The organism is Metasolibacillus sp. (genome assembly GCF_025291715.1).
Classification (GTDB): domain Bacteria; phylum Bacillota; class Bacilli; order Bacillales_A; family Planococcaceae; genus Metasolibacillus; species Metasolibacillus louembei.
Genome location: NZ_JAMBIZ010000014.1, coordinates 39,454 through 63,878, shown reverse-complemented (window position 1 = coordinate 63,878; position 24,425 = coordinate 39,454). Strand labels below are relative to the sequence as shown.

At 38.1% G+C, this 24,425-nt stretch carries 25 protein-coding genes; 18 read left to right on the top strand and 7 right to left on the bottom strand.

Features of this window, described 5'->3' with window-relative positions; all coding sequences use genetic code 11:
* Window positions 1-13 precede the first annotated feature (13 nt).
* The 5 genes from M3Z76_RS10810 to M3Z76_RS10790 all read right to left on the bottom strand — a co-directional run bounded on the left by M3Z76_RS10810 (window position 14) and on the right by M3Z76_RS10790 (window position 2,962).
* Complete coding sequence (locus M3Z76_RS10810; RefSeq protein ID WP_293926495.1) at window positions 14-556, bottom strand: DUF3267 domain-containing protein; 543 nt, start codon at window positions 554-556, stop codon at window positions 14-16.
* A 144-nt stretch (window positions 557-700) separates the two neighbouring features.
* Window positions 701-1,249, bottom strand: coding sequence for an HTH-type transcriptional regulator Hpr (locus tag M3Z76_RS10805; RefSeq protein WP_293926492.1), 549 nt, complete (start codon window positions 1,247-1,249; stop codon window positions 701-703).
* A 158-nt stretch (window positions 1,250-1,407) separates the two neighbouring features.
* Window positions 1,408-1,788: a YtxH domain-containing protein gene (locus M3Z76_RS10800; protein WP_293926489.1), complete on the bottom strand. Its 381-nt coding sequence runs from the start codon at window positions 1,786-1,788 to the stop codon at window positions 1,408-1,410.
* Between the two features lie 113 nt (window positions 1,789-1,901).
* Window positions 1,902-2,429: a tryptophan transporter gene (locus tag M3Z76_RS10795; protein ID WP_293926486.1), complete on the bottom strand. Its 528-nt coding sequence runs from the start codon at window positions 2,427-2,429 to the stop codon at window positions 1,902-1,904.
* A 119-nt stretch (window positions 2,430-2,548) separates the two neighbouring features.
* Complete coding sequence (locus tag M3Z76_RS10790) at window positions 2,549-2,962, bottom strand: HIT family protein (RefSeq protein ID WP_293926484.1); 414 nt, start codon at window positions 2,960-2,962, stop codon at window positions 2,549-2,551.
* Between the two features lie 104 nt (window positions 2,963-3,066).
* On the opposite strand from M3Z76_RS10790, the gene M3Z76_RS10785 reads away from it, so the two are divergent.
* The gene (locus M3Z76_RS10785) at window positions 3,067-3,819 is read left to right on the top strand and encodes an ABC transporter ATP-binding protein (protein WP_293926482.1); all 753 of its coding nucleotides are present in this window, start codon (window positions 3,067-3,069) and stop codon (window positions 3,817-3,819) included.
* Entirely contained in the window at window positions 3,803-4,987 is a 1,185-nt protein-coding gene (locus tag M3Z76_RS10780) for an ABC transporter permease (protein ID WP_293926479.1), read from the top strand. The genes M3Z76_RS10785 and M3Z76_RS10780 overlap by 17 nt, the downstream gene beginning before the upstream one ends.
* A 79-nt stretch (window positions 4,988-5,066) precedes the next feature.
* On the opposite strand, the gene M3Z76_RS10775 is transcribed toward M3Z76_RS10780, so the two are convergent.
* Window positions 5,067-5,573 (bottom strand): antibiotic biosynthesis monooxygenase family protein, encoded by a 507-nt coding sequence (locus M3Z76_RS10775; RefSeq protein WP_293926476.1) that lies wholly within the window; start codon window positions 5,571-5,573, stop codon window positions 5,067-5,069.
* A gap of 228 nt (window positions 5,574-5,801) precedes the next feature.
* Here M3Z76_RS10775 and hemE point away from each other — a divergent pair, with 228 nt between their 5' ends.
* From hemE to M3Z76_RS10720, 11 genes are all read left to right on the top strand, one after another.
* Window positions 5,802-6,851 (top strand): uroporphyrinogen decarboxylase, encoded by a 1,050-nt coding sequence (gene hemE / locus M3Z76_RS10770; RefSeq protein ID WP_293926473.1) that lies wholly within the window; start codon window positions 5,802-5,804, stop codon window positions 6,849-6,851.
* Between the two features lie 22 nt (window positions 6,852-6,873).
* Complete coding sequence (gene hemH / locus M3Z76_RS10765) at window positions 6,874-7,806, top strand: ferrochelatase (protein ID WP_293926470.1); 933 nt, start codon at window positions 6,874-6,876, stop codon at window positions 7,804-7,806.
* 280 nt (window positions 7,807-8,086) lie between these two features.
* Entirely contained in the window at window positions 8,087-9,523 is a 1,437-nt protein-coding gene (gene hemY / locus M3Z76_RS10760) for a protoporphyrinogen oxidase (RefSeq protein WP_293926568.1), read from the top strand.
* A 139-nt stretch (window positions 9,524-9,662) separates the two neighbouring features.
* Window positions 9,663-10,667 carry a permease gene (locus M3Z76_RS10755; RefSeq protein ID WP_293926467.1) on the top strand — a complete coding sequence of 335 codons (1,005 nt, stop codon included), beginning with the start codon at window positions 9,663-9,665 and terminating at the stop codon, window positions 10,665-10,667.
* 11 nt (window positions 10,668-10,678) lie between these two features.
* Window positions 10,679-11,584: a TIGR03943 family putative permease subunit gene (locus M3Z76_RS10750; RefSeq protein ID WP_293926464.1), complete on the top strand. Its 906-nt coding sequence runs from the start codon at window positions 10,679-10,681 to the stop codon at window positions 11,582-11,584.
* Between the two features lie 148 nt (window positions 11,585-11,732).
* On the top strand, window positions 11,733-12,680 hold the full coding sequence (locus tag M3Z76_RS10745; RefSeq protein ID WP_293926461.1) for a YncE family protein: 948 nt from the start codon (window positions 11,733-11,735) through the stop codon (window positions 12,678-12,680).
* A complete protein-coding gene (locus M3Z76_RS10740; protein WP_293926458.1) occupies window positions 12,681-13,373 on the top strand; it encodes a response regulator transcription factor in 693 nt (230 codons plus the stop codon).
* Window positions 13,370-14,758, top strand: a complete 1,389-nt coding sequence (locus M3Z76_RS10735; protein ID WP_293926455.1) for a sensor histidine kinase — start codon at window positions 13,370-13,372, stop codon at window positions 14,756-14,758. Before M3Z76_RS10740 ends, M3Z76_RS10735 begins: the two co-directional genes overlap by 4 nt.
* A gap of 3 nt (window positions 14,759-14,761) precedes the next feature.
* Entirely contained in the window at window positions 14,762-15,253 is a 492-nt protein-coding gene (locus tag M3Z76_RS10730) for a FixH family protein (protein WP_293926452.1), read from the top strand.
* Window positions 15,254-15,379: 126 nt separating this feature from the next.
* Entirely contained in the window at window positions 15,380-15,952 is a 573-nt protein-coding gene (locus M3Z76_RS10725; RefSeq protein ID WP_293926450.1) for a TetR/AcrR family transcriptional regulator, read from the top strand.
* 96 nt (window positions 15,953-16,048) lie between these two features.
* Window positions 16,049-18,232: a YhgE/Pip family protein gene (locus tag M3Z76_RS10720; protein WP_483310162.1), complete on the top strand. Its 2,184-nt coding sequence runs from the start codon at window positions 16,049-16,051 to the stop codon at window positions 18,230-18,232.
* A gap of 174 nt (window positions 18,233-18,406) precedes the next feature.
* Here M3Z76_RS10720 and yhfH read toward each other — a convergent pair whose 3' ends face one another.
* A complete protein-coding gene (gene yhfH / locus M3Z76_RS10715) occupies window positions 18,407-18,532 on the bottom strand; it encodes a protein YhfH (RefSeq protein WP_293926446.1) in 126 nt (41 codons plus the stop codon).
* 142 nt (window positions 18,533-18,674) lie between these two features.
* On the opposite strand from yhfH, the gene lplA reads away from it, so the two are divergent.
* The 5 genes from lplA (at window position 18,675) to M3Z76_RS10690 (ending at window position 24,269) form a co-directional block, all read left to right on the top strand.
* Entirely contained in the window at window positions 18,675-19,667 is a 993-nt protein-coding gene (gene lplA, locus M3Z76_RS10710) for a lipoate--protein ligase (RefSeq protein ID WP_293926443.1), read from the top strand.
* A gap of 220 nt (window positions 19,668-19,887) precedes the next feature.
* Window positions 19,888-20,592 carry a response regulator transcription factor gene (locus M3Z76_RS10705; RefSeq protein ID WP_293926441.1) on the top strand — a complete coding sequence of 235 codons (705 nt, stop codon included), beginning with the start codon at window positions 19,888-19,890 and terminating at the stop codon, window positions 20,590-20,592.
* Entirely contained in the window at window positions 20,592-21,590 is a 999-nt protein-coding gene (locus M3Z76_RS10700; protein WP_293926438.1) for a sensor histidine kinase, read from the top strand. Before M3Z76_RS10705 ends, M3Z76_RS10700 begins: the two co-directional genes overlap by 1 nt.
* A 2-nt stretch (window positions 21,591-21,592) precedes the next feature.
* On the top strand, window positions 21,593-22,366 hold the full coding sequence (locus M3Z76_RS10695) for an ABC transporter ATP-binding protein (protein WP_293926435.1): 774 nt from the start codon (window positions 21,593-21,595) through the stop codon (window positions 22,364-22,366).
* Window positions 22,338-24,269: an ABC transporter permease gene (locus M3Z76_RS10690; RefSeq protein ID WP_293926433.1), complete on the top strand. Its 1,932-nt coding sequence runs from the start codon at window positions 22,338-22,340 to the stop codon at window positions 24,267-24,269. The genes M3Z76_RS10695 and M3Z76_RS10690 overlap by 29 nt, the downstream gene beginning before the upstream one ends.
* Window positions 24,270-24,425: the final 156 nt, after the last annotated feature.

Below are 24,425 nucleotides of genomic sequence, written 5' to 3'. Positions count from 1 at the left end.
AGACAAGTTATAGCTACAGTACAGATGGTATTAATATTTCGTAGCCTCTAGGCGTTTCTTCAATTAATGCATTGGCAGGTGCACGCAATAAATGCTTAGCATTGATTAAATCAATTAAACATATGCTACTATGAAAACCTAGTAGTAGGCAAGCATAGTGTGAGTATAAAGGGAAAAATATTGCAATTGCTAAAAACAGGCTATTTAACAATAAAAAAGGTGCCAGCAATGCAAATATATAACGCTTTTTAGAAATTGGCTCTAGCAAGCGCATACGCAAAATAGGAACAAAGCGGAAAATTTTTTTCCAGCGAAATTTCATTTTCCCTCGATAATCGAATAATGGTATATAATGAAACGCTTTATGAAGCGGATATAGCAGCAAAAAAGCAATAAAAAATAACAGCATGTATCGATCTGTATGTGGTGCGCGCAATTGTAAGCTTGTTAATACATAGGATGAGCAAAAAACAGCAACAAATGTTAGCACGGCTAATAAGGTAAGCCGTAAAATGCCATATTCAGATGCAACGTTAATTGTTTTCCAGCAGTGCATAAAGCACCTTCTTTCTAGTCAATAATTTCGTATCACTATTGTAAAGAAAAAGCGATAAAATAGCTATTGTTTTCAATTTACTGAAAATGGGCGTGTCCAAAAAAGTATTATCTTTTTGGACACGCCCTTTAGCATCTGTTCATATTATTGCTGGGAAGATGAGTGCACTTGATCAAAATTATCTTTAAAATTTTTAAATGAGCGTTCAAAAATTTGAATAAAGTCATCACCATAAATATTGCGAATAACCGCCATGACATCTAAAAATTCTGGGAATCTGCCATAAAGCTCTCGCAAAGGTAGAGAACCATCTAAAATGCAGTGTGGTGTATCATGATAATGCTCATTCATCTTCGTGATGAGCTGCGAGCCAGCTTCTGTTAATTCCACATATGTATTACGCTTATCATCATCACGTTTCGAAAATTTCAATAAGCCACGCTCTTCTAATTTTTTCGAAAAATTAAAGGCTGTAGAAACATGCATTACGCCAAATTTCGCAACATCTGAAATCGATGCACCTTGCAAATGAAATGAAATCCATAAAATATGATGTTCATTAATATTTAAGTCGTAGGGCTTAATCCATAGCTGCCAGTCTTTTTCAACTGCCTTCCATAACGCTTTGGACAGTTGTGCCGTTCTTTGGCTATAAAGCATTGCTTCTTTAGTCGTATATACTTGTTCAGACAAAACCTTCACCTTCTTCTTTCATAGCGATTTTAAAATATTATAGCAGTAAAAGAAAAAAGTTTAAAGTTTGAAAAATAAAATAATTTTGTTTATACATAAAAATAACGAAAAAGCATTAAAAATGGCATGATTTCATAGTGTGTGGTGAATCAAAATACCTATTTATTTTGCTCGTCCTTTTCTGTAAATTGGGATAAGTTTTGCTCGATTTCGCTAATAGATTTCTGTAATCCCTCGATTTCTTGTTTTAATAAAGCAGTTTCTGGCTCGATTTGCTGCTTAAAGCTTGTAATTGATTGCGATAATTCTTTTATTATTTGTGGAATATTGTTTTTTGCTTCATTTGACAAATTTACGAAAGATTGTTTAACGTTTTTCGCTTGGGTATTGACATTGCCGATTTGCCCTTTAGCATCTGTAGAGAATTTTGCGATATTTGTTCTTAATTCCTTGCCCGATTGTGGTGTAGATAAAATAGTGGCAACTGCAGCACCAATAATACCTGTAGTTAATCCAATTAAAAATGGCTTCGCTTTCATAAAAGCATCTCTCCTTTAATCAATTCATATATATATTAAACCACTACATCTAGAGATTATACAAACATTCTAATCAAAAAGGAGCTGTCTCATTGTGAGACAGCCCCTTGAAGTTATGCGTGTGATACTGCTGTTTTAAAGCTGGAACGTTTTAATAGTTTGCTAACAATCGGGAAAATAATAACGAAGGCAATTGTGTTTAAAACAACTGCTGGCAATACGACTGTTAAAAATAAAACGGAAAATTTAATTGGTACATCTGTTAATAGCAATGCCATTGCTAAAAAAGTTGATCCAGAAACAATTGTGCCAATTGCCACTAAGCTAATTGTAACAGCTAGTTTTTGTACTAATTGACGTAAAGCAAGCACAATAATTAAAAATAAAAAGCCTGTAACTGCTTTATCAATAATATTTGGTACGAAGCCACCTGGAAATGTTGAAAATAATCCAGAAAGCACGCCTGTTGAAAGTGCTAATAAAAATGTTTCCTTAAAGGTTGGGAATAATAAAATGCCAATAAACATCATTGTTAGCATAAAGTCTGGCTTCATACCTCCATTAATGCCTGGAATAATCACATAAAGTGTAGCACCGACCCCAACTAAAAGTGCCATTAAAACTAAATTTTTCGTATTCATTTGTCTCGTCTCCTCTAAGCTCAGCTAATTTTGTCGTTCTCCTAATATGCGCTCATCGCTATTAGCGAAAACTTATATTTGATTGTACGGATAAATGCATGAAAAAGCAACTCAAATTTTCAGAGGAATGATTTAATCGCTTCTGCCGCCTCTGTTAACTCTTCACGTGAAGGCTGTGTTGTTGTCCAAACTAAGCGCAGACCATCCGTTTCATCGTAGCGAGGGATGAAATGTAAATGGTAATGGAATACCGTTTGTCCAGCAGCGGCTCCATTGTTGTTTACTGTATTTAAGCCAGCTGGATTGAACGCTGCTTGAATTGCCTTTGCTACTTTTGGTGCCGCCGCATATAAATGGCTTGCTACTTCCTCAGGCATTTCCATTAAATCACGGCAATGCGTTTTCGGAATTAGTAAAGTATGTCCCTTGGTTAATGGCATAATATCCATAAAGGCATAAACATGCTCGTCTTCATATACTTTCGTACTTGGGATAGAGCCGTCGATAATTTTACAAAATAAGCACTCACTCATTGTTCAACACTCCTTCATAAAAATGTACATATATTTTAGCATATATTGACTGCTTGTTCTGCTTATTTTTGTTAAACTAAACAAAGAGATAGGAGTGGTGTTTTATGACAATTTTACAAGTGACAAATGTGACAGGTGGCTATACACGTAAGCCTGTAATTAAAAATTTATCGTTCACAATTGAAAAAGGGGAGCTAGTTGGCTTAATCGGGCTAAATGGTGCAGGGAAAAGTACAACGATTAAGCATATTATCGGTACGCTGTTACCACAGGAGGGCGAAATTCGCTTAAACGGTGTAACATTAAAGGAAAATATGGATGCCTATCGCACGTCTTTTTCCTATATTCCAGAAACGCCAATTTTATATGATGAACTGACATTGAAGGAGCATTTAGAGCTAACAGCGATGGCTTATGGCTTAGATGAGAAGGCTTTAAAGGAACGCTCCTCCTTTTTATTAAAGGAATTTAGAATGGAGAAGCGCCTAAACTGGTTCCCATCACACTTTTCCAAAGGGATGCGACAAAAGGTCATGATTATGAGTGCTTTTTTAATTAACCCAAGCCTTTATATTATTGACGAGCCTTTTGTTGGCTTAGATCCGCTCGGCATTCAATCGTTACTAGAGCAAATGGATATGAAAAAACGAGAGGGCGCTTCGATTTTAATGTCGACACATATTTTATCAACGGCTGAAAAATATTGTGACCGCATTATTTTATTGCACGAAGGACATGTTCGTGCACAAGGTACGATGGACGATTTGCGAGCAGCCTTCAATATGCCAAATGCGAGCTTGGATGATTTATATATCGCAATGACGAAGGAGCAAGACAACAATGAACAACATGGATAATATATGGAAATCGCGCTTTGTGCATTATATTAATGAAGTCCAAAAATATATGCGCTTTATTGTGACAGGACATATTGCCATTGTTTTTGTCTTCGTGATAGGTGCGGCAGGCTATCAATATAGCGAATGGCTGAAAGTAGCACCAGCAAGCTTTCCTGCTGAGTGGCTTGTAGCAGCTGCTGTTGGGCTTGTGCTCGCATTTAGTCGCCCAACAACGCTCATTCGAGAGCCCGACCAAGTATATTTATTACCCTTAGAAACGCAAATGCCTGCTTATTTTAAAAAGGCAGTTAATTGGACATTTTGGTCACAGCTGATTGTTCCTGTTATTGTCTATATTGTGGCGATTCCGTTGTTAAATACAGTGACAGAGCTATCGTCATTGCAGGTTTGGTTAGGTCTTGCTTTTGTTATTGCTTTAAAGTATTTGAATGTGAAAATTGAATTTAATTATCGCTTTGCCAACCGTGGACATGCAATTGTCATTGACCGTTTAGCGCGCGGGGCATTGTCAATTTTAGCAATTGAAACAGCGTTAACAGCGAGCATTTATATGGCTGCCATTTATTTAGTGCTATTCATTGCTTACAATATGTCTCTGAAAAAGCGCGTGGCAGACCAGCCTGTACCATACGAACATTTTGTACGCTTAGAGCAAAATCGCATGCTACGCTTTTATCGTTTTGCGAATTATTTCACAGATGTACCTCATTTACGTGGTACGATTCGCCATCGTGCATGGCTAGATGGCGTGTATAAATGGATACCATTTGCACAAAAAAACACGCAGCTTTATTTAGTATGGCGCACGTTTATTCGTACAGATGACCATTTTTATTTATGGGTGCGTTTAACAGCGATTGCCGCAGTGATTACAGCTTTTGTCGATATTTCGATTGTGGCGTGGATTGTAGCTGCTGCACTTGCCTTTGCAACAACACTACAGCTAAAGGTTGCCCTGCTATCGAACGGTGAATTTCGCATGGATATGCTATTCCCTATTGCTCCAACACAGCGAAAGCAGGCAGTTGAAAAGCTGTTACGCATTGCAAGTGTTGTGCAAGCGGTGATTGTAACGCTTTGCGCGATGATGCAGCCGCATTTTTATGTGATTTTTGTTGTGATGATTGCTGTAAGTGAATTGACGCTACGCTTGTCGAAGAAATAGAGGGAACGTAGAATAAATCTTCAGAAACGTAGAATAAAATATAAACGAGGCATGGGTCAAAAACCCGTGCCTCGTTTTATTATTCCTCGTCTACTGGCGCGCTATATTTTGTTACATAGCTTTTGCCGCTAAAAATATTTTGCGCAGGAGAAGTCGCTGGACGCTCACTATGCGCTTTTTTAAAGGCTTGTGAGGATTGCCATGCCTCGAACGATGCAGGTCCTGCCCATTGTGTTAGCACAATATACGTATCGGAATCTAATGGGCGTAACAGCCTAAATGCGATAAAGCCTGGTTCCCCGTCAATAGCGCCTGCTCGGTTTAAAAAGCGATGCTCGAAAACAGGGCGTCCTTCATCTGAAACAGGGATATTGTTCATAACAAAATAGCCTTTTTGCTGCAAATCACCTACTGCATCTAATACCTCATATTTGCGTGGTACAGCGAAAACGGATTTTTTCTTCTCGCTTTCTTCAAGTAAAAGTGTATTGCCCTCACCGTGCATAATAAAAATGGAATCACCGTTATGCTGTGCGCGAATTTTCTCCATATAATCCGCTGTGCCTGATGTGAAATAAATATACATATTTGTTCGCCTCCTAATTTACAGTACTACCTCCATTTAAAGCTATTGAAACGATATTTGTCAAAAGCATGGTTATAGAAACAACATTTTTATGACATTTTAATAAGAAAACTATACAATAGATGGTGGACAGCTTACTATTGATAACAGATATCAATAAAATTTAAGCGATAATAATTAATTTTGTTTTAAAGCAATGACATTGAGGGGAGAGTAAATTAAGTAAACATGAAAACAATAAATGATACACTGCTAAAAGCAGCACGCGGTGAACGTACAGAATACACACCTGTATGGTATATGCGACAGGCGGGGCGTTCACAACCTGAATATAGAGAGATTAAAGAGAAATATTCACTTGAAGAAATTACAATGCAGCCAGAGCTCTGTGCGTATGTCACACGTTTACCAGTTGAGCAATATGATGTGGATGCAGCGATTCTTTATAAGGATATTGTGACACCATTGCCAGGAATAGGTGTGGATGTGAAAATTAAAGCAGGTGTAGGTCCTGTTATTTCTAATCCAATTCGTTCAAAGCAAGATGTAGAAAAGCTTGGGGAATTTAATGCCAAGGAGCATACACCGTATGTGCTAGAAACAATTAAGCTGTTAACGCAAGAGCAATTAAGCGTGCCGTTAATTGGCTTTGGTGGTGCACCATTTACATTAGCAAGCTATATGATTGAAGGCGGTCCTTCACGCAATTACGCAAAAACAAAATCGTTTATGGTGTCAGAGCCACAAGCATGGTTTGCTTTAATGGACAAGCTTGCCGATATGATTATTGCGGACATTACGGCACAGGTTCAAGCTGGAGCAAAGGCCATTCAAATTTTTGATTCATGGGTAGGCGCTTTAAATGTAGCCGATTATCGTATTTATATTAAGCCTGTGATGACGCGCATTTTTAGTGAGCTACGCCATTTAAACGTACCATTGATTCAATTCGGTGTTGGAGCAAGCCATTTAGTGAATGAATGGCATGAATTGCCGATTGATGTTGTAGGTTTAGATTGGCGCCTATCAATCAGTGAGGCGCGCGCAAAAGGCATTACAAAGCCTGTGCAAGGAAATTTAGATCCAACAATGCTTTTAGCTAGCTGGGATGTGCTTGAAGCACGTGCAAAAGAAATTATTGACCAAGGACTTGAAACGCCAGGACATATTTTCAACTTAGGACATGGGGTATTCCCAGAGGTGGACCCTGCGGTATTAAAGCGTTTAACAACATTTATTCATGACTATAGCCGCGAGCAAATTGCAAAGCGCAGATAAGCAAAATTTAGACGAGGTGACAATGATGAAGCAAGTACGTGGATTGTTAGTGATGGCATATGGTACGCCATACAAGGAAGAGGATATCGAGCGTTATTATACGCATATTCGTCATGGGCGTAAGCCTGCACAAGAGGATATCGATGATTTAGCTGAACGCTATCGTGCAATCGGTGGCATTTCACCGTTAGCGAAAATGACAGAGGCACAGGCAAATGCTTTATGTGCACGTTTAAATGAAGTACAGGACGAAGTGGAATATAAAGTGTTTATTGGCTTAAAGCATATCGAGCCATTCGTGGAGGATGCCGTTGCAGCAATGGTCAACGAAGGCATTACAGAGGCTGTATCTATTGTATTAGCACCACATTTCTCTACATTCTCGATTAAATCATACAATGGCCGTGCACAGGAAGAGGCGGACAAGCTAGGTGGTACGCTAAAAATTACGTCTGTGGAGGCATGGTATGATGAGCCGAAATTTATTGAGTATTGGCGCCAAGCTGTTGATGGCGAGCTAGAAAAAATGTCAGCAGAAGAGCGTGCAAACTGCTGCTTAATCATTTCTAATCACTCTTTACCTGAAAAAATTAAGCTTGCTGGTGATCCGTATGAAGATCAATTAATTGAAACAGCAAACTTAATTAAAGCAGCGGCTACTATTGAAAATATTGCAGTAGGCTGGCAATCAGAAGGTAAAACACCAGAGCCTTGGTTAGGGCCTGATGTGCAAGATTTAACGCGTGAGCTATTTAATGCACATGGCTATAAAGCATTTATGTATGCTCCTGTAGGGTTTGTAACAGAGCATTTAGAAGTGCTTTATGACAATGATATTGAATGTAAAGTAGTTTGCGACGAATTAGGTGTGGGCTATTATCGCCCAGCAATGCCAAATACACATCCATTATTTATTGACGCAATGGTTGATGCCATTTATAAAAAACTAGCATAATTGAATAAAGGGCATGTCTGAAAAGTCATTTAGAGGCATGCCCTTTGCAATGAATAAGCATAGGGGTTGTCTGAAAGATTATTCCCTTTCAGACAACCTTCGTATGTTTAATTCTGTTGATTAGCTCAATTAGTAAAAAATCCTTACTGATTGAAAGCTTTATCTTGATTCAGCAGGAGTTTACATAACTATTTGATTGAATACAGCTGGTGGAGATACACAATCTTCTCCTGAATCAAGATAAAGAATACTAATATGTGATACTTATAACAAGAGAGTGATGAGAGTGACAAGTAAAAAAAGACGGAGGGTTGTTGTTGTCGGTGGAGGTATCACTGGATTATCCGCAGCCTTTTATTTGCAGCAAGAAGCGAAAAAAAATAATTTACCTATAGAAATTATATTGATTGAAGCATCTTTGCGTCTTGGAGGGAAAATCCAAACATTGCGTAAAGACGGCTTCATTATTGAGCGAGGTCCAGAATCGTTTTTCGATCAGTCAGGGAGCGTGCGTAACTTAGCTGCTAATTTAGGAATTGAAGAGGACATGGTTCACCATAATACAGGCCAAACATATGTAGCGGTTGGGGGGGAGCTTTATCCAATTCCAAGCGGTATTATGTTAGGTGGCGCACCTCAAGTATCTTCCTTTATCACATCTGGTCTAATTTCGTTGACAGGAAAAATCCGCGCAATTGGCGATTTATTATTGCCGAAATCGCCAGAAAAAGAAGATGAACCAATTGGTGATTTTTTTAGACGGCGATTCGGTAAGGAAGTTGTTGAAAATTTAGTGGAGCCTTTATTAGCAGGAACATTTGCTGGTGATATTGATCATTTAAGCATACAAGCGATGTTTCCACAATTTTTTCAATTGGAAAAGGAACATCGTAGCTTACTGCTCGGTTTGAAAAAAAATGGTAAGCATTTATATCCTCATATTATAGGCGAGCAAGCTTATTATGAAACCTTTCAAAACGGCTTAGAAACGTTAGTAGAAGCGCTAGAGAAGCAAATTGGAGCATGCACGATTTTAAAAGGGGTACGTGTAGAAGCGATTGATAAAGGGCTAGATGACTCCATGACGATTCACGTAAACAATGGTACGCCAATACAGGCAGATGCTGTCATTATGACATCGCCCTTTAATGCGACAAAGGAAGCATTTAAAGCGCATCATTTAATGCAGGATTTACCGAATATGAATTATGCAACAATTGCTACTGTAACGATGGCATTCAAGCGTGAGCAAATTGAAAAATATAAAGAAGCGATGAGCTTTTTCGTTTCAAGGAATAGCGATTTTGTTATTACATCCTGTACGTGGAGCAACAGAAAATGGGATAATGTAGCGCCAGATGATTGCGATTTATTGCGTGTTTATATTGGGCGTGTTGGCGATGAGGCTGTTGTGGAGCTATCAGATACAGAAATCGAAAAAACCGTGCTACAGGATTTATCGCGTTTATTAGGTATACAGGATAAGCCGCTTTTCACGGTTGTTACACGTTGGAAGCAAGGGATGCCACAATATACGGTAGGGCATGAAAAGCGACTGCATACGATGCAAAAGGAATTAATGCAGCAATTCCCCTATGTTCAAATAGCGGGGAGCTCCTATGAGGGGATAAGTGTACCGGAATGTGTTGCACAAGGTAAGGATGCTGCGCAAAACATACTTGCAAAACTGCTTGAATATGATGTTGAAAATGAGTAGGGAAAGATAGCCCTGCTCACTTTTTTATTGACATCTCTATTTTAGCAATCTCCAGTAAAAAATCATTAGAATATCTCAGTGCTATTTCTCATAAGTTACTTTTAAACATAATCTACTTCAAAATGCTATGGAGGGAACTATGGGAAAAGGTGCTTTCATTACTAGAAGTCTATTTATTGCTTGGGGAATGTTTATTTTATTATTGCTGTTTCTTATAGCACCGATATTAAATAACATTACCTCCTTCAGCACAGTAACAGCTTCATTTTTAAGCTTAAATACGATATTTTTAAGTATTTTAATAGAGGCATTGCCCTTTGTATTAATAGGGGTATTGATTGCAGGGGTTATTCAAATATTTTTAACGGAAGAGCATATTCGAAAATGGATTCCTAAAAATAAATTTCTAGCTGTTATTATGGGGTGCTTTGTAGGTGCATTATTTCCAGCCTGTGAATGCGGCATTGTACCAATAGTAAGAAGGTTGATTACAAAAGGGGTGCCTTTGCCTGCTGCAATTGGATTTATGCTAACAGGACCCTTGATTAATCCTATTGTTATTGTTTCAACATATATGGCTTTCGGAAATAATTTAGAAATAGCGGGATATCGAATGATTTTAGGCTTTATTCTCGCAATCATCATAGCGCTACTCGTTAGTTTATTTTTTCAAGGAAATCAATTTAAGAGGGAGCTTTTACACGCTAAAGATGTTGTCAAAACAAACAAGGAGCCTTTTTTAAAAAAATTACATAGCATGCTAAAGCATGCCATAGACGAGTTTTTTGATATGGGCAAGTATTTAATTATTGGTGCATTTTTAGCGGCTTTTGTACAAACTTATATGTCAACAAAGGCATTAGTTGCAATAGGAAGTGACTTATCCTCCTCATTGCTGGTAATGATGGGGTTAGCGTTTATCCTCTCACTTTGTTCAGAGGCAGATGCCTTTATAGGTGCTTCGTTTAGCTCAATCTTTCCTACACCAGCCATCCTCTCCTTTTTAATTTTTGGTCCAATGATTGATTTGAAAAATACAATGATGCTTTTAGGTGTATTTAGAGTAAAGTTTGTTATATGGTTATTTATTTTTATTACAGCTGTTGTCTATTTTAGTTTATTTCTATTGGCGGAGATACTATAGGGAGGGACAAGATGAAATTTCGTTATCAACAAGCGTTTAGAGCCTGTATTTTGCTCGCATTTTCCGCTATGATTTTTAGCTTACATTGGACTGGAGACATAAAAAAATTAATTAATCCAAAGTATAATCATCTAAGCATAGTTGCCGCATTGTTATTTTTCATTTTGTTTTTAGTACAGGTCACTAGAATACTTTCATTAAAAAAAGAATCGCATTGTCAGCATTGCTGTTCCTCGCATGATCATGGAGACTCAGCTTTCACAACAAAAAAGTATCTTTCCTATACAATTATTATCATTCCTATACTTACAGGTTTTCTAATGCCCGCTCAAATATTAGGCTCTACAATAGCCGATAAAAAGGGCGGAGTAATGATGCTGACAAATCAACAGCAAATGAAAATAGAAGATTATGTTACTTCAAATCAACCGATTGTTGACAATATATACGATCATGAACCTGATCCAGCATTATTGGATGGCAGAAAAGAAATGAAGGAAAATGAATATGAGCTTTTAAGGACAGAGCTTTCTAAAAAAGAAAAAATCACTATGACGGAGGAAGACTATATTATTTATTATGATGAAATAAATAATAATATAGCACAGCATATCGGGAAAAGAATTCAATTAAATGGCTTTGTTTTAAAAGAAAAGGAATTTGCTGAAGACCAACTCGTCATATCGAGATTTTTTGTCACTCATTGTATTGCAGATGCCAATATAGTCGGCTTCCTTTCAGAATTTCCAGAGGCTGCTTCTCTTGACGAGGATACATGGATTGAAGCAATGGGCACAATCGATGTAACAGAATTTGATGGCGCATTACTACCTGTTATTAAAATAGAACAATGGGTAAAGATTCAAGAGCCTGAAACGCCTTATTTGTACCCGATTGATGTTTGGATTACGTCATAGCTGAATGATATAAAGAGAAATGCAAACGGAATTTTTAGTTTGCATTTCTCTTTTTCATGATGAACACTATATATTGTTCATAAATTTACCGCAAGTTTTTCATTATTATTTCACAATTATCGAGTACGATAGGATGGGAGGGTGAGTGATGAAATATAAAATCATATGTGTCATTGTATTTGTATCGTTATTAGTAGGATGCACAAATGAACGCTTCCACAGTATTAACACACATCAATCATTCGTAGCATCAATGAATATTTTAGAGCCTTCGCTGACATTTTATAACCGCAAAGGTGAACTCATTGCAGATTGGACGTTTGAAAAAGCGTACACAGGTGCAATATTAATTCAGCGAGACCGTATTTTATTATATGGGCATCAATTAGCAGAGGCGGATATTTATGAGCTGTCCTCTGGCAAAAAGCTTGCGACATTAGAAACAGGTATTGGCACGACAAATGCCTATTATGCTGAAAAAGAGCAAATGATTTTTTTAACAAATAGTCGCACGAATAAATTAATGCGCTACAATTTATATGGTGAGCCCGATGGCGAGCTTGCGTTGCGCAATTACCCGATGTCGATGATTGCACATGAAGGCTTATTGTATGTTGTTAATTATAAAGATACTTCTTTATCCGTCATTGCTATGGAAGATTTAGTATTGCAGGCAGAGTGGTCCATTGAAAAGTCATCACATGGACTGGCGATTGTTGACAATAAGCTGTTAGTTGGAGGACACGGGGAAGGAATGCGTCCGAATGAAACGGTGAAGGTACACGATTTAGCATCAGGTGAAGTGCTCTCTACATTATCTATGCCGTTGATGCCAATTGGCTTTGCACAGCATGAAAATGAGTTAGCTGTTGTCAGTCATGGCAGCAATATGCTTTATGTCACAGAGCAAAAAGGGAAGCTAAAATGGCAATTAGAAATAGGTGCAAATCCATTTGCTGTGGCATATTTTAATGAGCATATTATCGTTGCAGGCTATGACGATCATACACTATATTTTATTAAGGAAGGCCAAATCGATCAAACCATTTCAGTAGATAAAGGTCCGTTTCAATTGCTTGTAAGGGGGGATTCCTAAGTGACAACTGTATTAATTGTAGATGATGAGCGAGATATGCGAAATTTATTGGAAGTCGTTTTACGCAAGGAAAATATACAAACGATAACAGCTTCAAACGGTTATGAGGCTTATGAGCAATTAAATAAACGCACAATTGACCTTATTTTATTAGATATTATGATGCCTGAAATAGATGGCTTTACCGTTTGCAAAACCATTCGTCAAACATCCAATATACCCATTATTTTTTTAACAGCAAAGGATGCTAATGAAGATAAAGTAAATGGCTTAACAATTGGCGGTGATGATTATATCGTCAAGCCATTTACTGCGAACGAGGTGATCGCACGAATCTTCGCAGTGTTAAGGCGTACAGAAGCTGTTGATATGCAGTTAACACAAAGGTTATTAGTGCACGGTATTATTAAAATAGATGAAATATCGAGAAAAGTATTTGTACAGGACAAGCCTGTACCATTGACATTAAAGGAATATGAAATTCTCCATTTATTTATGCAAAATCCGAATATCGTCTATTCACGTGAGAAGCTGCTTGATTGCATTTGGGATATGGACTATGCAGGGGGAACGCGCACAGTCGATACGCATATTAAAACGCTACGTTTAAAGCTTGGTACACAATTGAAGGATGCCAGTGAATATATTCAAACGGTATGGGGGATTGGTTATCGATTTGGAGAGCCACTATGAAAAAGCTGACAACAAAAATTTGGCTATTAATGTGTAGCTTACTGTTGGCAACGATTGCTTTTATGTATATTTTATCCGAGTTTATTTATGAGGAGCTATACGTTTCCGATATGGAGCAGTCGATGATTGAAGTTGGCGAAAAGCTGCAAACGATGTATCGTGGTGGCAAAGTAGATGATGCATTAATTGCGCGCATTGAGGAATTTAATGCATACTCGCATTTTCAAATATTCGCGGTGCGCAACCCACGTGAGCTGAGCGCCTGTGTACCGTTCGATATCGACTATGATACGCTCATTGGCGCAGAAGAACGAGAGCAGCTATTGCAAGGTCGAGCGGTGACAAAGGTAGGCTATGAAAAGCGTTTTGATCGACCGATTATTTCAGTTATTCTACCATTTACGGAGCAAAACCGCTTAGAGGGAATTATTTATTTATATTATCCACTAACAAAAATTAGCGAGCTAGCGACAACAGAAGTAGGCTTATTAATTGGCGGAGCTGCCCTATTTTCTATATTTGTTGCATTATTTATAGGACAAGGGCTACGTCGCATTATGCGTCCGCTTCATGAGGTACAGCAGGCGGCAGAAAAAATGTCAGAAGGGCATTATGAAGCAAGGGTAAATGTGACATCAAAGGATGAAGTCGGTCAATTGGCTAAAGCCTTCAATCAAATGGCCCATGCTATTCAGCAAGAGGATGAGCAGCAAAAGGCTTTTTTAGCGACGGTTTCACATGAGCTGAGAACACCGATTAGCTATGTCAAAGGCTATAGTGAAGCAATTGGTCAAAATTATATGACAGAGACTGAGCAGCGTGAGGCAATTCAGCTCATTACACGTGAGGCTGGTCGTATGGAGCGTTTGACGAATGAATTATTGCAGCTTGCCCGTACAACGCAGGAGCAGGAGGAGCTAGAGCTTTATCCGATTGTGCTCGCTGAGGTGGTGCGTGAGGTGACAGCTATTTTACACGGCACTGCGCAAACAAAGCAAATTGAAATAAGTGAAATACTTGATGAGGAATTAATTGTTTTAGGCAATGAGGAAAAGCTAAAGCAAATTTTTATTAATATTTTAGAAAATGCTCTTCGTTATTCTTTGATTGGCTCTAAAGTGCAAATTACAGCAACTACAGATGAGCAGTTTGCATTGATTTCCATAAAGGATACGGGTATTGGTATCCCAACTGAGGATTTACCGCATATAACAGAGCGCTTTTACCGTGTGAACAAGGCAAGAAGTCGTTCAGATGGTGGTAGTGGTTTAGGTTTGTCTATTGTAGAGCAGTTAGTGAAGCTACATAAAGGGCAATTGACAATTGAAAGTGAAATAGATAAAGGCACATGTGTTTATGTGAAAATACCATTAATGGAGGAATAAAAAATGAAAAAATGGCTTTTAAGTTTATTAGCAGTACCAATGATGTTAGCAGGCTGTAATGATGAACCAGAGGTAGATACGATGGATAGTGGGGTTATGCCACAGGAAGTAATTGTTGAGATTCAAACACCAGAAGCGGTTGCGGTAAATGAGGAAGTGGAGCTAGTAGCATATGTGACACAAGGTGATGAAAATGTAGATGATGCAACAGTGCAGTTTGAAGTATGGGAATCAGGATTTAGAGATGAGGGCCATATGATTGATGGTCAATTAGATAAAGATGGTGTCTATAAAGCAGCATTTACATTCGACCATGACGGCGTTTATTATATGTTTGCACATACGACAGCACGCAGCTTACACGTGATGCCGAAGCAGCAAATTACTGTAGGCAATCCAGATATGAGCAAGGTACTGGAGGATAAAAGCGACAATTCAATGCAGCATGGTGAGCATGAGGAAAACGATGAGGATGAAGAGGAGCACCATCATTAAAAATTTTTTTGAATAAATGCTTGCAAATTTTTTTGAGACATGTATAATAATGACCAGATGACCGAAATGGTTTTCTGGTCATTTCGCTTTTAAAGTGATTCTTTATGGAAAAAGGGGGGAAATAAATTGGATCGTAGGCAGGAAATTTTAGAGGCAGCAACAAAGTCGTTTTCTTTATTCGGCTATAAAGGAACGACAATGGAGCAAGTTGCTAAAATTGCGAATGTCGGTAAAGGGACGATTTATACTTTTTTCTCTAATAAAGAAGAAATTTTAAAGGAAGTTGTGATGTCGCTTATTAAGGAAATGAAAGTGGCGATGGATGCAACGATTGATACGAATCAGTCCTTTACAGAAAACGGGCATAGCGTATTAATGAAAATGCTGGAATTTAGAGAGCGCCACGTACTTTTCGCCAAATTAATTGAGGAGGAAAAGGAGCTGCGCACGCCAGCGGTTAAACAGATGCTTCAGGATATTGAAAGTGAGGGAATCTCCTATATTGCAAGCCGCATTGAAACGGGGATTAGCAAAGGTGAGGTGCATGAATGTGATGCGCCACTTGTCGCGTATTTATTGTTTAAATCTTATTTAGCATTTGTTGTAGATTGGCAGCAAATACATGATGAGCCGATGGGTGAGGATCAAATTTTGGATATCTTTAAGCAAACGATTTTTAGAGGCTTACAAAAGCAATAACAAAATCAGTTTTCGATTAGGGAAACTTGATTTTTTATTGGTCTAAAATGACCAATTGACGTTTTTGGTCATTACGTAAAAAGAAAGGTGATGTCAGTGTTTAAATCAGAATGGTTACAGATTTTTAAGACACGCAAAATGTTAGTATCGATTGTCGCGGTGTTATTTATACCAGTACTATATAGCGGCATGTTTTTATGGGCATTTTGGAATCCATATGCACAATTAACGAATTTACCAGTTGCGATTGTCAATGAAGATAGCGGTGCAAATTTTGAAGGCGAAACGATGCATCTTGGTGAAGAGCTAACAGATAAGCTTGTCTCCAGTGAGCAATTTAAATTTGAGGAAATCTCAGCAGAGGATGCAGAAAAGCAATTGCAGGATCGCAATTATTATATGTTAATTCGCATTCCAGAAAACTTTTCACAGCATGCAACAACATTGCTTGATAAAGAACCTTCAAAATTAGTCATTGATTATATACCAAATGAAGGCTTTAACTTTTTAAGTGCTCAAATTGGTGAAACAGCAATGGAAAAAATTAAAATTGAAGTGAATTCACAAGTATCAAAAACATATGCTGAAAAATTATTTACTTCCATTACAAAGCTTGGAGATGGTTTTGCTGAGGCAGCAGATGGCGCATCAAAATTAGATGAAGGTGCACAAAAGCTAATGGATGGTGCTGGAGATTTACAAGGCTATTTAGAGCAATTAGCATCAAGCACAATCGAGCTAGCTGACGGTACGAGCGAATTAAAGCAAGGTGCACAAAAAGCAGCAACAGGTGCAACAAGCTTAGCTGATGGTGTTGCAAAGCTAGAGCAAGGTAGCTCACAATTATCGGCAGGCGCTGGTGAATTATCAGCGGGTGCAAAGCAATTAGCACAAGGTATTAACAATTATACAGATGGCGCAGCAAAAGTTGCTGAAGGTCAAAATACATTAGTAGAAAAGCAACAAGCATTTAATCAAGGCTTAAATTCTTTAACGCAAAATACAGAGAATTTACAGACGGGTGCAAGCCAATTAAGTGAAAGTGCAACAAAATTAAATGCAGGTATTGGCTCATTATCAGAGCAAATGCAGCAAATTTTAGCGACGCTTCCTGAAGAGCAGGCAGCCAGCTTACAGGCAACATTAAAGCAATTAAATGAAGGTAGCACACAATTAGCTAGTGGCTTAAATAATTTAACGACAAGCACAGGCTCATTGCAGCAAGGTGCAGCACAGTTAAACGAAAGCAGCAGCCAATTGCTTGCAGCACAGCAACAAATTAGTGCGGGTGCTAATGATTTAGTCGCAAATAGCGATGCATTACGTGGCGGTATTCAAAATATTGCTGGCGGCAATGCGACAATGGCTGAAAAGTTAAATGAATTAACACAAGGTGCAGGTGCAGCTAAAAAAGGTGCTAATGAATTAGCAACGGGCTTAAATACGTTAGTAACAGGTTCAGGTAAATTAAATGATGGTACATCATTGCTTGCTGAAAAATCTGGTGAGCTTGCAGAGGGCTCTACAACGTTAGCAGACGGTACAAAAGAGCTTGCAGAAGGTACAGAAACATTAACATCAAAACTACAGGATGCAAGTGAAGAGGCTAAAATTGACTCAGGTGATGCCAACTATGAAATGGTGGCACAGCCAGTTGATGTAGATAAAACAGTTGTTAACCATGTACCAAACTATGGCACAGGTTTTGCACCATACTTTATTTCTTTAGGCTTATTCGTAGGGGCATTATTAATTTCGATTGTTTTCCCATTTGTTGAGCCAGCAGTACGCCCAACAAATCCTGTCGCTTGGTTCTTTAGTAAAGTATCAGTTTTAGCAGTCGTTGGTATTATCCAATCTGCGATTACGATTGCGATTGTTGTTGGCATTTTAGGACTTGAAGTAGATAGCCTACCGTGGTTTATTGTCACAACGGTATTAACAAGCTTTACGTTCTTAGCGATTGTTCAAATGCTTGTATCGATTATGGGTGACCCAGGACGCTTCGTAGCGATTCTTATTTTAATCATCCAATTAACAACGAGTGCGGGTACGTTCCCATTAGAATTAGTGCCAATGCCATTACGTGCATTCAACCCATTCTTCCCAATGACGTACTCAGTGCAAGCATTTAAAGTAGCAATCTCTACAGGTGATGGAGCATTCTTAGGCTTTAACTTTGCAGTATTAGCAGGCTTCACACTTGTATGCTTAGCAATTACACTTGGCTACTTCGCATTAGTTTTCACACGTCGTTATTCAAAGCAACAACAAGCATAATAAAAATGAAATTGCCTGAAAGAGTAGCATGCTACTTTTCAGGCAATTTTTTAGTGGGCTAAACATATCCATGCAAAAAGACAGTAGGAGGGCAAATGAACACTTGCCCTCCTACTGCCCTTTATGCGTAAGCAGTTCATTTATAGAATCATCATAGGGATGCGATTCATGGGATTAGTTTGTATTGCAGTTTTCGCAACAATGGCTGTAGCATTCACTTTGCTCTTCCATTGCTTTGCCGCATTGTACACAAGTTTTCTCTGGCAAGTTTCTGAAAAATTCCACTACGTTTTCTAACATAATCATTTTCCTCTCCTTGAGCTAACTGTTATAATACTGATTTATTTATATGTATTGTATTATAACAGTATGCATTCGTCAACACAAAATGCCTAATTTCATGTAAAATAAATTTGAACATATGATGAAGGGAAGATACAGCATGTATTTTATTGATAATAAAGGCATTACAGACCCACGCATTAACTTAGCAATTGAAGAGTATATTCTACGCAATATGGATATTGAGCAGGATGATTTTTTGCTGTTCTATATCAACCAACCATCTATTATCATTGGCAAAAATCAAAATACAATTGAAGAAATTAATACAGATTATGTAGAGGATAATAACATTATCGTTGTGCGCCGTTTATCAGGTGGTGGTGCTGTTTATCATGATTTAGGCAATTTGAACTTTAGCTTCTTAACGAAGGATGACGGTGATAGCTTCCACAACTATAAAAAGTTCACGCAGCCTGTAGTTGACGCATTAGCGAAATTAGGTGTCAATGCAGAGCTATCAGGACGTAATGATATTTTAGCGGAAGGGCGCAAAGTTTCAGGCAACGCTCAATATGCAACACGTGGTCGCATGTTTAGCCACGGTACGTTAATGTTTGATACAGATATTGACCAAGTTGTCTCAGCATTGAAGGTGAAAAAGGATAAAATCGAATCAAAAGGCATTAAATCAGTGCGTTCACGCGTTGCCAACATTTCAGAGTTTTTAACAGACAAAATTTCAGTAGAGCAATTCCGTATGGAAATTTTAAAATCAATTTTCAATGGCGAAGAAAACATTCGCTACTATGAGCTAACAGACGAGGATTGGACGAAAATCCATGAGCTATCAGCAGAGCGCTATCAAAAATGGGAATGGAATTACGGCAAATCGCCACGCTTCAATATTCAAAAAACACATCGCTTCCCATCTGGCGGTATCGATATTCGCTTAGAGGTGAATCGCGGTATTATTGAGGAAATAAAAATTTATGGAGACTTCTTCGGTGTTGGCGATGTAGCGGAAGTGGAGCAGCTTTTAACAGGCTGTAAATATGAGCGTGCCGCAATTGCTGAGGCATTAAAGAAAATCGATATTGCGACATATTTTGGCGGTATTACAATCGAAGACTTTTTGCAGTTGATTTATTAATAAGCTGTAGTAAGGGGCTGTCTGGAAAGAAACTTCTTTCTGGACAGCCCTAATTTTTATTTTAAGAATTTAAGGCTGTTTTGTGATTTCATTTTTGACATAAAATCATGTAAGCTTAAGAAGGAGGCATTTAGCAACTACTTGGCTAGTTGGAGCGTCTACATAAATTGTGTGAGAATTGTGTGAGTGCCTGGCACCTGGAAAAAGGAGGGATTTGACGATGGAGAAGCATCGAATTTTTATTGTGGAAGATGATAAGAAGATCGCTTCCTTGCTTGCAGATACGCTGCGTAAATATCAATATGAAGTAGCGGTGGTGCAGGATTTTGATGCGTTGATTGAAGAGTTTTTAGCATTTGCACCACATATGGTGCTGCTTGATATAAATTTACCCGCGTATGATGGCTATTATTGGTGCCGTCAGCTACGACAGCATACGACATGTCCGATTTTGTTTATTTCAGCACGTTCTGGAGAGATGGATCAGATTTTTGCGTTAGAAAATGGTGGGGATGATTTTATTACGAAGCCGTTCAATTATGAAATTGTGCTGGCGAAAATTCGTAGTCACTTGCGTCGTACATACGGGGAGTATGCAGCAAGACAGGAGGAGCGCACAGTAAAGCAAGGGATACTGACGCTGTATTTAGAAAGCATGGAGCTGCATGTGAAGGATATTGTGATTCCTTTGCAAAAAAAGGAATGCATTATTTTAGATTTACTGCTTGGACAAGCGCCAAAGGTTGTGTCGCGTGATGCGTTGTTAGAGCAATTATGGGATGATCAAGCATTTGTGGATGAAAATACGCTCAATGTCAATATGACGCGCGTTCGTAAAAAGCTAGCGGATTACAATGTGAAGTCGGCAATTGAGACGGTGCGTGGTGCAGGCTATCGCTTTGTTCTAAGTGCGGAGGAAATGTAATGGGATTGAAGCTTTTTTTACAAGAACATATTTCCTATATTATTTTTCAAGTGCTACTTGTGCTATTTGTGTTACTTCTATATTGGTTAGATGGCTTTCGTAATTTTGAAACAGCTGTTTATAGCATTGTCATTAGCACAATTTTAATTATATCCTTTTTAGCTGTACGTTATATGCTGCGCCGTCGTTACTTAAGTAAAATTATGCAGCTGCCTGTGACGATGGAGGATGCGCTACAAAAAAATGCAAAAACAATGGAATATATGCAAACGGAAAAATATATGCACCAGCTATATTATGTGTACCAAAATGAAGTGCAAGCATTATATGCGAAGCAAAAACGTCAATACAAATTTATGAATCAATGGATTCACCAAATGAAAACACCAATTGCTGTTTTAGAGCTACTTTTGCAGGAGGAAGCACCACTTGATAAAAAAAGTGTACAGGAGGAAGTGGAGCGACTAAAACGAGGGCTGGATATGGTATTAATGAGTGCGCGCCTGGATAGCTTTGAGGACGATATGCAGGTGGAGCAAGTACCATTGAAGGCGATTGTCACAACGGTTATTAATGAGCATAAACGTCTATTTATTACGAATCGAGTTTTTCCAGAAGTGCATATTGATGAGGAGTTTACAATTGCAAGCGATTCAAAATCGCTACAATTTGCATTAAGTCAGTTTATTACGAATGCGGTGAAATACACATTTGAGCCGAATAAAAAAATTGTGATTTGTGCACGACAAAAGGGAGGCAGCATCACTTTATCAATTAAAGATGAAGGGATTGGCATACCAAGATCAGATTTATCACGTGTTACAAAGGCTTTCTTTACAGGAGAAAATGGACGCAAAACAGGGGAATCAACGGGCATGGGGCTATATTTAGCAAATGAAATATGCGATAAGCTAGGGCATCAGCTTGTCATTACATCAGAGGTCGGGGTTGGGACAACGGTATATATTACATTTTCAAGCGAGCGAAATGGGGGATAATTGTGGCGATTTTACAAATCAATGAAGTAACAAAGGTATATGAAGGAAAAGTAACACATCGCGCGCTCAATCAGCTAAGCTTTGAAGTGGAAAAAGGTGAGTTTTTAGCGATTATGGGACCATCTGGAAGCGGTAAAACAACATTACTGAATATGATTTCAACAATCGATCATCCGACGTCAGGTGAAATTATTTTAGAGAAAATTAAGCCACAAAGCTTAAATAAAACGGAGCTCGCATATTTTCGTCGTCGCCAGCTCGGCTTCGTGTTTCAAGACTTCAATTTATTACCAATGCTAACGGTCGAGGAAAATATCGTTCTGCCGTTAACGCTTGATAACCAGCCATTGCAAGTGATGGAAAAGCGTCTTGCTGATTTAGCAGAGAAATTAGGCATTGAAGCTATTTTAGAAAAGCGTCCAAATGAAATTTCTGGGGGACAAGCACAGCGTACAGCGATTGCACGAGCATTAATTCACCAACCTTCTATTATATTGGCGGATGAGCCAACGGGAAATCTTGATTCACATGCATCAAGAGAGGTGTTGGAACTGTTAAGTAAAATTAATAAGGAGCGACAGGCGACGATTGTTATGGTAACACATGATCCAATCGCAGCGAGCTACTGTGACCGTGTGTTATTTATTAAAGATGGTGAGTTCTTTAATGAAATTTATAGTGATGACCGCCGCCAAACGTTTTTTCAGCGTATTTTAAATGTTTTAAGTTTATTAGGAGGGCAAGTGGGTGACCTTTCAACAATTCGCTTACCGTAATGTGTTTCGCAATTTCCGCATATATGCAGCCTTTTTTATGGCAAGCTTTTTCTCAGTTTTTGTTTTCTTTATTTATTCGATGCTGATGTTTCATCCAGCAAGTGAACAAGGCTTTTTAGGAAATGTATCCTTGCTCGGCATGCTTGTTGCTGAAATTATTTTAATGCTGTTTTCATGGTTTTTTATTTTTTATTCAATGAAGGCCTTTTTAGAGGCACGCTCTAAAGAGTTTGCGATTTTGCTACATCTCGGTATGGAAAAAAGGCAATTAAGCAAGCTGGTCTTTTTAGAAACGATGTTAATCGGGGTTATTTCTAGTTTTTTTGGCATTGTATTTGGCTACGCCTTTTCAAAATTTTTCTTTATGATTGTACGCGAAATTTTATATTTAGATGAGCTACCTCTTTATTTTTCATGGGAGCCATTTGTTTTAACATTAACTGTCTTTATGAGCGCCTTTGTCGTGATTTCTTTTATTAGTGTATTAATGACAAGGGAAACAAAGCTAATCGACTTACTAAAGGGACACCAATCGGTTGATGTGTCCAATGCGTATTCGAAAATTCGTGCATGGCTAGGTATTTTTTTAGTGGGGCTTGGCTATCTTTTAGCAATTATCACGACATTTGTGACACTTCCAATTATGCTGCTAGTCATTCCACTTATCGTGACAATCGGTACGTATTTTATATTTACGGATACAATATTAGCCTTTATTGAACGAATCAAAAAGCGCAAAAAGGTGTATTGGCGCAAGACACGTATGTTATCGCTTGCTGAGCAAGGGCATATTATGTACAGCAATCGCAAAATGTTTGTTGTTGTAACGCTTGTTTCGACGTTAGCTTTTTTATGCGTAGGTGTATTATCCGCATTGTCGTCCTACACAGCTCAATACGATAAGCTCAATCCGCTTGGCATCATTTATAAAGGCACTGTCAATAATCCTTATGAGGTAGCACATATTTCCTCGTTACGATATGAATTAGAGGAGGCAGGATTATCCTACAATTTGGCGCGTTTTGTTGTAAAAAAGCAAACGTCTACACATACGTCCAATTCAGTTGAAGTGTTTCGCGCATCAGATATTAATCAACTGCTATTTTCCTATGGTTATCCAATGGTGCGAATTGGGCATGGGGAAGCGATGTTCATTGCTTACTCAGAGGACTCAATTAAAGAGCTCGAAAATAAAATTGTGCGTACAACGTTAAAAGAAAATAATATTGAGCTTGTTATTAATAGCGTATATCCAAAGCTTATTTTCCCTGACGCTATTATTAGCCGCAATGCGATTATTGTTAGTGATACGGATTTTGAAAAAATTACGAACCCATTTGAGCATGCAAATATTGTGGAGCCAAGCTATCATTTATACGCATTTGATATTGCGAACTGGGCTGATGCAGCAAATATTGGCGCAGAGCTATATTATACAGTTGCTGAGGAATATTTAAAGGATCGTTATACGCTGCCATTTTACTTTGAAAATGCAGGCTTAAATTATTCTTATATATTAGCTGCCTACTCTTTATTTACTTTAGTAGGCTTGTTAGTTGTCGCTGTATTTTTACTAGCTGCAGGGAGCTTTATTTACTTTAAGCTATATACAAGCTTAGAGCGTGAGAAGAAGCAATTTGATGTATTAAAGCGTATGGGACTAACCGATAACGAGCAAAAGCGCTTAATTACACGCTATTTATTCCCACAGTTTTTCCTACCGTGGGGGCTTGCTTTGGTGCATAGTATGTTTGCCTTTTTAGTGCTGCAATCTATTTTAAAAAATGTCATGCACGTGTCTCTTGGAAAGGAAATTATTTTTGCTTTCTCCTTTATTATTATGATTCAAGTTATTTATTTTTATTTGATTAGATGGCGTTATATTGCGCATGTGCGCTCATAAAATTCAGCATAAAATGACATAAGCGACAAGATTTTTGCATAATGATATGAAAGCTATTGTAATCTTGTAATGTTTATTTTAAAATAATATTAAATGAATGATAATTCATTTTTTGTTCGGCGTCTAAAAGGCGCCATTGATAAAAGGGGGATGGGT